Source organism: Kouleothrix sp. 19917 (assembly GCF_057073505.1).
Window position 1 is genome coordinate 2,763,534 of record NZ_CP097099.1, and the last position, 11,619, is coordinate 2,775,152.

General features: G+C 61.2%; 12 protein-coding genes. 5 read left to right on the forward strand and 7 right to left on the reverse strand.

Annotated features, from left to right (window positions below; translation table 11 throughout):
• Positions 1 to 72: 72 nt before the first annotated feature.
• On the reverse strand, positions 73 to 1,395 hold the full coding sequence (locus tag M1P90_RS11235; protein ID WP_483702724.1) for an MFS transporter: 1,323 nt from the start codon (positions 1,393 to 1,395) through the stop codon (positions 73 to 75).
• Positions 1,396 to 1,684: 289 nt separating this feature from the next.
• On the opposite strand from M1P90_RS11235, the gene M1P90_RS11240 reads away from it, so the two are divergent.
• From M1P90_RS11240 to M1P90_RS11250, 3 genes are all read left to right on the forward strand, one after another.
• On the forward strand, positions 1,685 to 3,049 hold the full coding sequence (locus M1P90_RS11240) for a family 43 glycosylhydrolase (RefSeq protein ID WP_483702725.1): 1,365 nt from the start codon (positions 1,685 to 1,687) through the stop codon (positions 3,047 to 3,049).
• Between the two features lie 164 nt (positions 3,050 to 3,213).
• Entirely contained in the window at positions 3,214 to 3,846 is a 633-nt protein-coding gene (locus tag M1P90_RS11245; RefSeq protein ID WP_483702726.1) for an antibiotic biosynthesis monooxygenase family protein, read from the forward strand.
• 175 nt (positions 3,847 to 4,021) lie between these two features.
• Entirely contained in the window at positions 4,022 to 4,498 is a 477-nt protein-coding gene (locus M1P90_RS11250; RefSeq protein WP_483702727.1) for a cupin domain-containing protein, read from the forward strand.
• A gap of 351 nt (positions 4,499 to 4,849) precedes the next feature.
• Here M1P90_RS11250 and M1P90_RS11255 read toward each other — a convergent pair whose 3' ends face one another.
• From M1P90_RS11255 to M1P90_RS11265, 3 genes are all read right to left on the reverse strand, one after another.
• Positions 4,850 to 5,188: an ArsR/SmtB family transcription factor gene (locus M1P90_RS11255; protein ID WP_483702728.1), complete on the reverse strand. Its 339-nt coding sequence runs from the start codon at positions 5,186 to 5,188 to the stop codon at positions 4,850 to 4,852.
• A 36-nt stretch (positions 5,189 to 5,224) separates the two neighbouring features.
• A complete protein-coding gene (locus tag M1P90_RS11260) occupies positions 5,225 to 6,151 on the reverse strand; it encodes an SRPBCC domain-containing protein (RefSeq protein WP_483702729.1) in 927 nt (308 codons plus the stop codon).
• A gap of 391 nt (positions 6,152 to 6,542) precedes the next feature.
• On the reverse strand, positions 6,543 to 6,911 hold the full coding sequence (locus tag M1P90_RS11265) for a nitroreductase/quinone reductase family protein (RefSeq protein ID WP_483702730.1): 369 nt from the start codon (positions 6,909 to 6,911) through the stop codon (positions 6,543 to 6,545).
• 184 nt (positions 6,912 to 7,095) lie between these two features.
• Here M1P90_RS11265 and M1P90_RS11270 point away from each other — a divergent pair, with 184 nt between their 5' ends.
• Positions 7,096 to 8,106 (forward strand): hypothetical protein, encoded by a 1,011-nt coding sequence (locus M1P90_RS11270; RefSeq protein ID WP_483702731.1) that lies wholly within the window; start codon positions 7,096 to 7,098, stop codon positions 8,104 to 8,106.
• On the opposite strand, the gene M1P90_RS11275 is transcribed toward M1P90_RS11270, so the two are convergent.
• From M1P90_RS11275 to M1P90_RS11285, 3 genes are all read right to left on the reverse strand, one after another.
• The gene (locus M1P90_RS11275) at positions 8,092 to 8,811 is read right to left on the reverse strand and encodes a GNAT family N-acetyltransferase (RefSeq protein ID WP_483702732.1); all 720 of its coding nucleotides are present in this window, start codon (positions 8,809 to 8,811) and stop codon (positions 8,092 to 8,094) included. The genes M1P90_RS11270 and M1P90_RS11275 overlap by 15 nt on opposite strands.
• 108 nt (positions 8,812 to 8,919) lie before the next feature.
• Positions 8,920 to 9,525: a GNAT family N-acetyltransferase gene (locus M1P90_RS11280; RefSeq protein WP_483702733.1), complete on the reverse strand. Its 606-nt coding sequence runs from the start codon at positions 9,523 to 9,525 to the stop codon at positions 8,920 to 8,922.
• Between the two features lie 343 nt (positions 9,526 to 9,868).
• Positions 9,869 to 10,336: an N-acetyltransferase family protein gene (locus M1P90_RS11285; protein ID WP_483702735.1), complete on the reverse strand. Its 468-nt coding sequence runs from the start codon at positions 10,334 to 10,336 to the stop codon at positions 9,869 to 9,871.
• Between the two features lie 420 nt (positions 10,337 to 10,756).
• Between M1P90_RS11285 and M1P90_RS11290 the strand changes: the two genes are divergently transcribed.
• Positions 10,757 to 11,458 carry a WYL domain-containing transcriptional factor gene (locus M1P90_RS11290; protein WP_483702736.1) on the forward strand — a complete coding sequence of 234 codons (702 nt, stop codon included), beginning with the start codon at positions 10,757 to 10,759 and terminating at the stop codon, positions 11,456 to 11,458.
• Positions 11,459 to 11,619 lie beyond the last annotated feature (161 nt).

An 11,619-nucleotide genomic window follows, 5' to 3' on the forward strand; every position in this document is an offset into this window, starting at 1 on the left:
TTCGGCTCCGGCGGCCCCAAATTATTGGCGTTCCATTAACAAGTTCTCGCAATTTGCAGCGAAACGACCAGGCTAGAGCTTGCGCGCAAACACAAGTGCCATGATAGCCCGGCCCAGGCTGCTTGCAACAAACAGCAGCGCGTAGTGGTTCAGTATGAATGGCCCAAAGTGAATGAGAGTTCCGCCGAGTGCAGTAGCGATTGCACCACCAAGCAGACTAGCAATAAACGTTCCCAGGCCGGTAATTGCACCAAACGATGCGACATAGGCACCGCGATTTTCGCTTGGGGCGCGCTCCATCACCATGTTCATCCAGCCCTGCGTGATGCCCGGCCAGAAAATGCCCGACCCGGCGGCATTCAGCCAGAGCGGCAGCAGGAATGTTGGCGTGGCAAACACCCAGCCCCACGGCAGCAGCGTCGTGCCAATCACCGACACGATCATCACGCGTTTGTCGCCATAGCGATCCTGCAGGCGGCCGATCATTGGCTGGGTTACCAGTGCCACCGCGCTCGTCACAATCGAGAAAACCGCCAGCGACGCAAACGAAAGGTTGAGCGTTTGCAGGCCATAGGCATTAAAGAAGGGCGCGGCAACGCCAATCGCAACCGCCCAGCCAGCCGAGGCCAGCGACAGCGCACGAAAGGCGCGGTGGCGCACTGGCGCGGTGAAGAGCGCGCCGATCTGCACGCGCGGCGTGCGGCTGATGGCTGGCTCGGGCTTGAGCGTGAGCAGAAACGCGCCTACCAGCGCGGCGACGACCGCAACCGCGAAAATCAGCGCGTAGCCAGTGGCCGGGCTGCCAGCGGCGCGGTAGTAGTCGACACCGCGCCCGGCCAGCCAGGCCGCGCCCATGGCAGTGATGCTGGTGATGGTGTTGCGCGTGCCGAAGTAACGCCCGCGCTGGCGCGGCGGCACCAGATCGCTCATCCAGCTGGTCCAGGCGTTTGCGGCAATGCCCAGCAGCGCCTGCGAAATCGCGAGCACCACCAAGAAAACGGCCAGACGTGCGCGGCCCAGCGCGGCCAGAAACGGCAGCACCGCAATAATCCCCCACAGCCCGCGCCCGGCCGCCGCGCCCACGGCGCACAGCATGCGGCGGTTGCCCAGGCGCGCTTCCAGGTAGGCGCCGGCAAACTGAAACAGCTGGCCCACAAAAGGCAGCGCGGCGATCACGCCCAGCTCGAAGTCGCCCGCGCCGAGCAGCAGGGCAAAGCCCGTCAGAAAGGCGTTGGTCGTGACGGTGACATGGATGTTCGAGAGCAAACCTTCGGCAATAGAGAGGCGCAAGCCGCGGGCGATTGCGCTTGGCGGCAGGGGCGTGCCGGGGAGGGGTGGCGTGGCGGGCATGCGTCGCGCCGGCGCTTTGCCGCGCACTTTTGCGAGCATATTCATACGGGCCTCTTGTACAGGACGTTTTGCCAAATCAGCCTGTATGATAGCCGCGAATGCTGTGAAGTCAACATCTTGCGGGCTGATAGCGAACTGACATTGCAGGCATACAGGGGTGCGCCGCCGAAAGCTCGTTTCTGCTACAATATGCCAGCCCATCCAGCGATTGCTTGCTTATATAGCAGTTTGCAGTCGGCAGTCGGCAGTTGCATTTTTCGCTCTACAGTGCGTTTCTCGCCAGCACCTGAATGATCAATGGTTCTGCAAACCGCCAAGGGAGAATGCAGAAAGTATGACGCTCCAGTATTTCAAGCCCGACGGCCCTTATTTCGTTGGCGACTGCATGCCGTTCTACCACGACGGCACGTTTCGGCTGTACTACCTGCTGGACGAAAACCACCACGCGGCGCGCGAAGGGCTTGGCGGGCATCAGTGGGCGCAGGCAAGCTCGCGCGATCTGGTGCACTGGGAGCACCATCCGCTTGCCATCGCGATCAGCGAGCATCGCGAAGGCTCGATCTGCACCGGCTCGGTGTTTGTGCATGGCGGTACCTACTACGGGTTTTACGCCACCCGCATGCGCGATTACACGCAGCACCTGAGCCTTGCCACCAGCCAGGACGCGATTCACTTCACAAAAACTACGCCCAACCCATTTGCGTCGCCGCCGCCGGGCTACAACCCGCTCGATTACCGCGATCCGGTGGTGTTTCAGGATGCCGACGGCGTGTTCCACATGCTGGTGACCGCCAGCTTCGAGAATTGGCCGCTTGGCGGGCGCGGCGGCTGCCTCGCGCATCTGGTTTCCAGCGACCTCGGGCAGTGGCAGAGCCAGGAGCCGTTCATCGTTCCTGGGCTGCCGGGCGCGCCTGAGTGCCCCGATTACTTTGAATGGAATGGCTGGTACTATCTGGTTTTCAGCAACGAAGGCATCGCCCGCTATCGCATGTCGCGCGGGCCGCTTGGCCCGTGGCTGCGCCCGCCCGTCGATACGCTTGATGGGCCGGCAGCGCGGGTGCTGAAAACCGCGCCCTTTGCGGATGGGCGGCGCATCGGGGTTGCGTGGCTTGGCACGCGCCGCGGCGACACCGACGGTGGCGCGCTACAGTTTGGCGGGAACACGCTGTTTCGCGAGATCGTCCAGCACAGCGATGGCACGCTTGGCGCGAAGTTCCCGGTCGAACTGACGCCCGCTGGCGCGCCAATGAGCGCGTTTCAGGTGGCGGCGCTGGATGCTACAACGCGGGTGGACGGGCGCAGCATTCGCCTGGCCCCCCAGCAGGGCTTGTCTGCCGCCGATTGCGCGGGCATTCCGTTCAATGCGCGCCTGACGCTTCGCGTCCATCCCCAGGCGAATGCGCGTGGCTTCGGGCTGCGCTTCGGCGGCGATGGAGCGTTTGACAGCGGCTATGACCTGCATTTCTCGCCCGACGCCCGCACCGCCACGCTCCACCGGCAAAACCTGTTCGCCGTCGATGGGCTCGATCGGCCCTTCACGCTTGAGGTGGTGCTGTGGAACGACATCATCGACGTGTGTATCGATGGGCGCAGGACGCTGGTTGATCGCTGCCCCGAGCGGCGCGGCAACAAGCTGCTTGTCTACGCCGAGGATTCGGATGTCGCATTCGAGTTTGTGGAAATGATGGCGCTGACCTAACGCCATTATTTTTCAGTTAACCACCAAGGCACCAAGGCACCAAGATTTTAGAGCACATATTGAAGCCCTTGGTGTCTTCGTGTCTTGGTGGTAAGCGTTCTTCAGGACTCTGATGGGAAAGGTATTGGGCGTAGCACGCTTTCAGCGGGGGAAGGATCTGGCTCATGTTTGTGGTTCTTTTCGAAGTTCACCCGAAAACTGAAGAAATCGATACCTATTTATCGCTCGGCAAATTACTGCGTCCCGAACTCGCGCAAATCGACGGGTTTATCGATAACGAGCGCTTCCAAAGCCTGTCGGTCGCCGGGCGCATTCTTTCGCTGTCCACCTGGCGCGATGAAAAGTCATTGATCCGCTGGCGAACCCACGCCACGCATCACGGTGTGCAAGAGCAGGGGCGCTCGCTGGTGCTGCTCGACTATCGGCTGCGGGTGGCGGAAGTGATGCACGATAGCCAGCCGCCGGAAGGGCTTGCACTTCAGCAGCAGCGCTTCGACGAAACCGAGCAAAGCCCGGCCAAGGCGGTAACGGTTTGCGAGGGCGAAGCGCGATTTGCCGAGCACGCGACGCCGGATGGTTGCCTCGAGCGCGAGTGCTTCGAAAGCCTGTACATCGCCGGGAAGTTTCTGGAGCTGGCGTCGTGGCCGGCTTCGGCTGCGGCAATGCAGTACGCTTCCGAGCAAGCACCCCGCGCGCGGGCAGTGCGGGTAATTCGCCAGTATGGCATGCATCAGCGCGCCGAAGCGCCGCAGTACTATCCCGCTGCACCGGCACAGGGCGAACTGGTGATCTGGTAGCATAATTCGTCATTGCAGCGCGCCGAATGTTATAGCAGTTTGCAGTCGGCAGGATGCAGAAAGCAATTGCACTTTCCGCGCTCCAGCGCTTTTCTTGCCGGTGCATGAGCGGCCAATTGTTCTGCGAACCGCTCTAGCGGGATTCAGGCCAATTGAGCCAAGTCGGAAGGATGATATGGCATCTCTTTTTACCGATGGCAAGCCCGCGTATCTTGCGGCTGGCGAAGACGTGTTTGGCGAGCAGCGCAGCCTGGGCGTGAGCCAGATCGCGTTCAAAGTCGTGCCGCCCGACAGCAGCGGCTTGTTTGTGCTAGAGAACACCTTTCACACCAAAGGTGGCCCGGCGCGGCACCTGCACCACGATCAAGATGAATGGTTTTATGTACTGGAAGGCGAGTTTGTGATCGAGGTTGGCGACGCGCGCCGGCAGCTGCACGCTGGCGACTCGCTGCTTGCGCCGCGCCAGGTGCCGCACGTATGGGCCTATGTTGGCGCAGCGCGTGGCCGCATTCTGATCACGTTTCTGCCGGCTGGCAGGATGGAAGCATTCTTTCGCGAGGTTACCAGGGCCAATGCAATGCCACCGCTCGACCCGGAGTTGTGGCGGGCACATGGCATGGAGCTGCTTGGGCCGCCATTGGCGCTTGGGTAGGCAGGCTTCCTGCATTGGCGCGCAGGTCTGTGGCTGGGGCAGGCTATTCAAAGGACTGCCGTATGCGCTGGCTGAAATATCCCATGCGGCGGATAGGGGTGGCAGCTGTACTTTTTGTCGTGGCGCTGGCGGCCAGAGTGCACAAAATGGCCGCAGTATGTTTTGCTGGTGCTGCCGCCGCTGTGCCTTGCCGCTGCGGAGGGTGTGCGCGCGCTGTGGCTTCTTGCGCGAATTACGCGGCGAAAAGTGTTTCCCACCAGCAGCGCGAAAGCAGCACAAACCACACAGTAAGGCAAGAACCGAACAGCTCGCATGAGCCATTCGGTTCTTCTGCGTCTTCTTGTTCCCGAGCTACTCGCCAGTTTCTTCCTGCTCCAGCCAGGTTTTGAGCCGCAGCAGGCGGGCATCCCATTTATCGCCAAGCGCCCTGACCCACTGCTCAAGCTCGCCAAGCGGCTCGGGCGTGAGCGAATAGCGTTTTTCGCGGCCGGCCTGCTGCACAGCAACCAGCCCCGCCGATTCGAGGATGGCGAGGTGCTTGAGAATGCCCTGCCGCGTGATCGGGTATTCCTGCGCCAGCTGGGTCGCCGTCTTCGGGCTGTACTCGGCCAGGTTCACAAGCAAGTTGCGGCGCGTTGGGTCGGCAAGCGCGTCGAAGACCGACTGCTGGCGCTCTGATGTGTGGTTCATCGGTTTCTACCCTGCTCGATTGCCTGATGCACGCGCCTAAAACCCTTGCGGATACGACAGTTCGCTTCCCTCGACATACGCTTTCACGTTTTCCAGCATCATACCAAAACCAAAGGCGTTTTGCTCCATCGCGTTCGAGCGCGCTTCGGCGGGCATGGCATCATAGCCGGAATGGATGACCGTCAGGCGCGTGCCCTGATTTTCTTCGCGCAGGGTGTAGGTTGTAACCTGGTAGCTGCCCGATGGCTCGGGTGTCGTTTGGATGGCGAAACGCCGCAGGGGATCGACCTGCTGAATAAACTGGGTGTATTGCTCGTCGCCGGTTTCGGGGTTGCGCGTAAACAGCTTGCCGCCGACTTCGAGCGCGGACATTTGCCACGACGTGCCGGGCGAAAACCAGTGCTCCATTTGCGCCGGGTCGGTCACAGCACGCCACACGCGCTCGCGCGGCGCGGCGATCCAGATGCTGCGCTCGACTGCAAAGAGCTGCGTGCTTTCGCGCCGAAAGCCTGACAGTGCTGCGATATAGCCTTCGGGGAAGGGCAGCGCCGCGCCAGCAATAAAGGCCTTCAGGTTGGCAAGCGCCTTTTCCCAGCTCGCCCCGGTTGGCCCCAGGAAGTCCTGGCGCGTGTCGGCTGGCAGCTGCTCAAAACCTGCCACCGTGACGGTGACGCGCGTGCCGCCTTGTTCTTCTCGCAGCTGGTACTCAGTGATGAGGAATTTATCGGGCAGGCTTTGGGTACGCACAATTCCGCGCGCTTCATCGGCGTCCTGGCGGATGAAAGGAATTTCCATCGGGCCGAGGCTTGCCACCAGCGCGCCCTGAGCGTCGCGCCTGAGCTGCGCGCCCAGCGCGGGCGGCAAGAGCCACTGCGCAATCTGCTCGGCGTCGGTGAGTGCCTGCCACACACGTTCACGCGGCGCGGGGATCACAATGCTGCGTTCCACAACAAGCTGTTCCATCGTCCATTCCTCCATATGTGCAACTAATTGGTTGCATATACTATAGAAGAAAATATGTTCGATGTCAAGTGTGAGATGGCGAGAGCCAAGAACCGAGAACTGAGAACCAAAACGCCAATTTGGCAATGCTCGGCGGCTCGCCAAAAAGTTTCGCAACCATCGTATCGTGCCAAAATCCATAGATACGAAGAAAAAGCCCATCCGCATACATCGAATGGGCAATTCTGCTCGCATATTTACTTTATGTGTGCTGGCGCTTTTACAGGGGATTTCAGATCAATTGAATCACAGAGAGCATCAAGATTGGGTCTCGTCCTCCGTGCTCTCTGTGTCCTCTGTGGCTCAACAATATGCGATTTGCTGCTCGATAGCTCGCCGCTCTCTCTTCTTTCTACGTCCCGCCATCCAGCCGAACTTCGACCAGCGGGCTTGATTGCACAAACGCTTCCAGCTCATTCTGGCGGTTCCACTTCGCCACGACTTTGGCAAGCACTGCGCGCCGGGTCGCTTCGTCGGTGATCGGCGTGGCAGTGGCGGCGAGGTCGGCCTGCACACTTTGCTTGAGATGAAAGGTGAATTGCGGGTGCGCAACCATATTCGCGTACCAGTCGCGTTTGCCGGGCCGGCCAGTGATATACAGCGCGCCATCGAAGTTGTGGAAGGCGATTTCAACGCGATGCGGGTTGCCTGTCTTGCTGCCAATTGTTGTTATGTCGATCAGTCCATCCGTCGTGAGGGCGCGCTCAACAGCAGGGTCCATGCTTCACCAGTTCCTTTCAGGGCTTGTGCGGGCTGCGGCGCTGTATTATACCCCTCGCGCGGTTTTCGTGTTGCGCAAGAAAATCCCAAAATTCATCCACAGATTACGCAGATTACGCAGATATGAGGTCTATAATCTGCGTAATCTGCGTCATCTGTGGATACATCAATCGCAAAGGAGTGCGATGAACGAAATTTCGCTGCATAGCACAAGCGGCAACGCGCAGGCAGACCGCATTCTGCAAGGGATCGTTGGGGTGTACGAGGCGGTGTTTCCGGGGCTGGTGGCGGGCTACTATGTGATTGGCAGCTACGCTGACGCGAGCAGCGTGCCGATCAGCGATATCGATATAGTGATTGTGTTCGGCACGGCGCTTTCCAATGCGCAATTCGGGCAAATGAACGCGCTGGCGCAGCACTGTGCCGCAATCAGCCCGCTGCGGCTCGACATGCTGTTTGCGCTGCGCGGCGAGCTTTCGGGCACGGAACGAACGCTGCTGAAGATTGGCAGCCGCTGCGTGTATGGAAGCGATCTGCGCGGCGAACTCGAACTGCCGCCAATTGGCGAGTATCAGCGCGCCATGACATGGGGGCCGTATCGCTTTCTAGGGCAAATTCTGCGCGGGCAGGAGCTTCTGCACTACCCGCTCAATTACCCCGACGGCGCGGATCGCTTTTTTGGCTACACACAGAAGCGTATTCCAGAATGGTATCCTGCTGGCGTTGAACGCGGCACTAAAGAGCTAATAAGTGGCGTGACACGCACAGCAACGGCGCTGCTGGCGCTGCGCGCACGGCAGTATGTTGCCAGCAAAGGCGGCAGTGTGCGGGCGTACCGCGAGCATATTGGCGATGCATGGAGCGACTACCTGGAAATGCTGTATCGCAAGGGCAAGATCGAGTGGCAGTACGCCATCCCGCCTAATTCCGCCGACCAGGAATTACTACACGAGCTGTGCGAGCAAACGCTGGCCTTCGAGAACCATTATTTCTGGCAGTATCGCGCTTTCTTGCTGGAATGCCTGCACGGCGCCACCACAGATCGCTTGTTTGCGGCGCAGCGCCTGACGCAGGTGGTGTTCCACGACGCGGCGATTGCAGAGGCGCTAACGGCAAACGCAGCTTCAGAAGACGCTGCGCTGCGCGAGGCTGCTATGCAGGCCTTCACTTTTGCGTCTCAATCAGCGTCCATATGAAGCGCGCGTCAGCTCGGAAAGGCTTGTGCGCTGCTGGCCCGCTTCGTCGAAGTTGGCAGGGGCAAGCCAGTGCTCGTAAGCGCGTTGGAGCGCGGGCCAATCACGATCGATGATTGCGAACCAGGCGGTGTCGCGGTTGCGGCCTTTATATACCAGCGCCTGCCGAAAGATTCCTTCGAACACAAAGCCCAGCCGCTGCGCCGCCGCCCGCGATGGCGCGTTCAGGGCGTCGCACTTCCACTCGTAGCGGCGATAGCCCAGCGCAAAGGCCTGTTGCATCAGCAGAAACATGGCTTCGGTGGCGGCGGGCGTGCGCTGCAAGGCGGGCGAGTAGGCAATGTGTCCTACTTCAATCGAGCCAGCCGCCGGGTCGATGCGCAGGTAGCTCGCAACACCCACTGCGCGCCCGCTTGCAGCATCGACAATCGCATAGAATTGCGGGTCGCTCATCGCAGCCATGCGCTCGGCCCAGGCGCGATACGCTTCGGCGCTGGCAAATGGCCCATAGCCCAGGTAGGTCCACATTCGCGCCGCGGTGTCGGCGCTGTTGGCGGCGTGCAGATCGGCGGCGTGGCGCGCAGGATCGAGCCGCTCGACGCGGCAAAAGCGCCCATGGAGCACGTTGCGCGACGGCACCGGCGGCGGGGTCCATTCTGGCACCGGGAATCCAATCGGCTGGCCAAGCGCATTGCTATAATCGGGCATTCTTTTTCCTTCAAAGGGCGTATGCGATACACAAAGGGCGTATGCGATACGCAAAGGGCGTATGCGATACGCCCTTCATATGTCTGGGCGTATCGCATACGCCCACCATCAGGCCTCGCCGACCTGGCGGCCAAATCCGATCCAGGTTTCGGCGTCGACGACGCGCGAGAAGCCGGCGCGCTCGTAGAAACGAATGCCGCGCACGTTGCTGATGCCAACGCCAAGGTGCACTGCCGGAATATGGAGCTCGCGCAAGCGCCCGAGAAAGGTTGCCATGAGCTGGTGGCCGCGCCCCTGGCCCTGCGCGACTGGCAGCAGGTCGATATGCAGGTGCGCGGGGTAGTTCGCCAGCGCGGGATCGTGGCCGGGGCGGCGATGCAGCAGGCGAATCATGTTCGCGTCGGGCGAGGTGTCGGCGGCAGCGGGCAGCGGGTAGCGCGCGCGCAGTGTTGGCAGCCAGTGTGTGTCCATCCACTCGGCAAAATCGCTGCTGCTGCGCGTGCCGAGAATATAGCCGCTGGGAATGTTGTTGTGCGTCAGCACAAAGCACAGATCGGGCTCGCGCACGGCGTAGGGCGCGGCGTAGTAGTGCCCAAGCAGCTCGGGATCGTGGTAGATTGCCGAGGCATCGCCGCCGCTGTCGCCGGTGAGCAGGCAGATGCGGTAGAGCGCATACAGATCGCTTGGGTGAAAGGGGCGTATTGCAAAGGACATGGCTGCTCCTGTTGATGGGTTGCAAGTTGGCGAGTTCGCAGGTTGCATGTTGCAGTCGGCAGGTGCCAGCCAGCAGTTTGCAGATTTGCTGGCCACACGTTCACAGGCTTCATGCACATGTGCTATTTTGTAAGTTCCGTGCATGTGCGACCTCACCCCAGCCCCTAAACCCAACATGGGCAAGGGGAGCACAAAACCTTTCCGGCCTTTGTCCCAAAACGGGAGAAAAGCGCCGCATGGCGGCGAGATGAGACAAACAGCGCGCCAAACGAATGAAACATTCATTGCAAGCATCAACCTGCAAACCTGCAAACCTGTAACCTTCAAAACCGCATCCCAACGCTCACTCGAAGTGCTTGATATAGCGCAGCAGCTCGCCGTCGTAGCCCATGCGCTCGTAGACAGCGCGGGCGCGAGTGTTCTTGGCAAAGACGTGCAGGCTCATGCTTTGCGCGCCACGCGCACGGGCGGCTTCTTCGGCGCTGCCGAGCAGCGCGCGACCCAGGCCGCGACCCTCGGCGGCAGCATCGACAGCCAGCACTTCGAGGTGGGCGCTGGGCGCGTGGCTCAGCAGCTCGTCGCGCAGGCTGATCAGCGCCACGCCAAGCACCCTGTCGTTTGCATCAACGGCCACGCGCACCAGCAGATTGGGCGCGCGGCCCGCTGCCCACTCGCGCAGCAGCTCGGCATCGCCATGCCAGAGGTGCTCGGGCACGCGGCGCGGCGGCAACTCAAATGCGGCCAGGCGCGGGAACAGCGCCAGCATCGCGTCGAGGTCGGCGGGCGTGGCGGGACGAATGGAGTAGCTCATAGGGTGGCTCGCAGGCAGGCAGCTTCTTTCTTCGGCGCTTCAAAGGCGGCTGTATTGTACCCGATTTCGCGAGCCATACAATTCACGGGCCACAAAGGCCAGGGCCATTTCGATGCTGGAATGGGAAGCGAGATGTATCCACAGATTACGCAGATTACACAGATTAGAGATATTCAAATCTGTGTAATCTGCGTAATCTGTGGATGGGTTAGGCATCGCAATCCCTGGCCCCCACCCCCTAATCCCTGCGTGCACGCCCGCCCTACCACTGGCTCTTTCCCAGCCAGTATACGCAGCCGCGCCACAGCGCAGCGTAAAACTCTTGTACAATGCAGCAGGCTTGCCGACATTGCAGTGTTAATGAATGGTGCCGAACGCTTACCAGCTTGTTCAAGCGGCCTGAAACAAGAGCTATACGCTATGCCTGCATCGCTACCTACACGCTACGTTATTCGCTTCACTGCATTGCTGCAGGCCCTGCGCGACGGCCCACTGCCCCGCCCGGAACTGCTGAAACAGCTGGGCAGCGCCTACCCGGCCACCGCAAGCGCACGCGTGATGCTCGACCGCGACATGAAGCTACTGGCCGAGCTGGGTATTGTGATCACAATCAGCCGCACGCGCCCGCCGATATACACCCTGCACGGCGGCACGCCCCTATTCAGCGCCGACGACCTGCGCGCGCTGGCGCTGATCCGCGAAAGCTTTGGCGAAAACCACCCGCAGCGCGCGGCAATCCATTCTTTGCTTGGCAAACTCACTGCCGGGCTGAGCGAACAGGAGCTGGCTGAGTTCGCACGCAGCCAGCCCGGCCGCGCACCCCTTCAGCCGGCGATCGATTACACGCCCTGCGCGCCGATCATTGCGCGGCTGGAGCAGGCACGCAGCCGGCGATGGGCCGGGCCAATTTCGGTCGGAGGAACGCTCGGGGAAGCACTCCCAAGGCAGGTCGCCGATGAGCGCGCGATACTTTTGGACGATGGGGTCGGTCGCGACCCAGGCTGGGAGCGGGGCGGAGGGCTGTTTGAGCGGGCAGGCAGGCTCGGGGTGGACAGGCGGACAGGGCGGCTGGCGCCAGAGGGTAGCGCCGAGGCGCTTGAACGAGGCGAGAAAATCGAGTAGCATGGCAGTGTCTCTCACAGGTGGTGGGTGGGTTGTTAGCGCTTCCATGCTACCACTGGTGGGCGGCACAGCGACGCCGGATGAAGATCCGGCGTCGCTGGGAGACACGAGCGCGACACCGAATGGGGAACTGGCGTCGGCGAGTGACGCCGATCTTATGT

What these genes read in the sequence shown, in the direction of transcription:
- M1P90_RS11280 (WP_483702733.1), bottom strand. Translation starts at nt 9,525, where the DNA reads ATGTCCTTTGCAATACGCCCCTTTCACCCAAGCGATCTGTATGCGCTC.
- M1P90_RS11270 (WP_483702731.1), top strand. Translation starts at nt 7,096, where the DNA reads ATGAACGAAATTTCGCTGCATAGCACAAGCGGCAACGCGCAGGCAGAC.
- M1P90_RS11275 (WP_483702732.1), bottom strand. Translation starts at nt 8,811, where the DNA reads ATGCCCGATTATAGCAATGCGCTTGGCCAGCCGATTGGATTCCCGGTG.
- M1P90_RS11255 (WP_483702728.1), bottom strand. Translation starts at nt 5,188, where the DNA reads ATGAACCACACATCAGAGCGCCAGCAGTCGGTCTTCGACGCGCTTGCC.
- M1P90_RS11240 (WP_483702725.1), top strand. Translation starts at nt 1,685, where the DNA reads ATGACGCTCCAGTATTTCAAGCCCGACGGCCCTTATTTCGTTGGCGAC.
- M1P90_RS11250 (WP_483702727.1), top strand. Translation starts at nt 4,022, where the DNA reads ATGGCATCTCTTTTTACCGATGGCAAGCCCGCGTATCTTGCGGCTGGC.
- M1P90_RS11290 (WP_483702736.1), top strand. Translation starts at nt 10,757, where the DNA reads ATGCCTGCATCGCTACCTACACGCTACGTTATTCGCTTCACTGCATTG.
- M1P90_RS11285 (WP_483702735.1), bottom strand. Translation starts at nt 10,336, where the DNA reads ATGAGCTACTCCATTCGTCCCGCCACGCCCGCCGACCTCGACGCGATG.
- M1P90_RS11245 (WP_483702726.1), top strand. Translation starts at nt 3,214, where the DNA reads ATGTTTGTGGTTCTTTTCGAAGTTCACCCGAAAACTGAAGAAATCGAT.
- M1P90_RS11265 (WP_483702730.1), bottom strand. Translation starts at nt 6,911, where the DNA reads ATGGACCCTGCTGTTGAGCGCGCCCTCACGACGGATGGACTGATCGAC.
- M1P90_RS11235 (WP_483702724.1), bottom strand. Translation starts at nt 1,395, where the DNA reads ATGAATATGCTCGCAAAAGTGCGCGGCAAAGCGCCGGCGCGACGCATG.
- M1P90_RS11260 (WP_483702729.1), bottom strand. Translation starts at nt 6,151, where the DNA reads ATGGAACAGCTTGTTGTGGAACGCAGCATTGTGATCCCCGCGCCGCGT.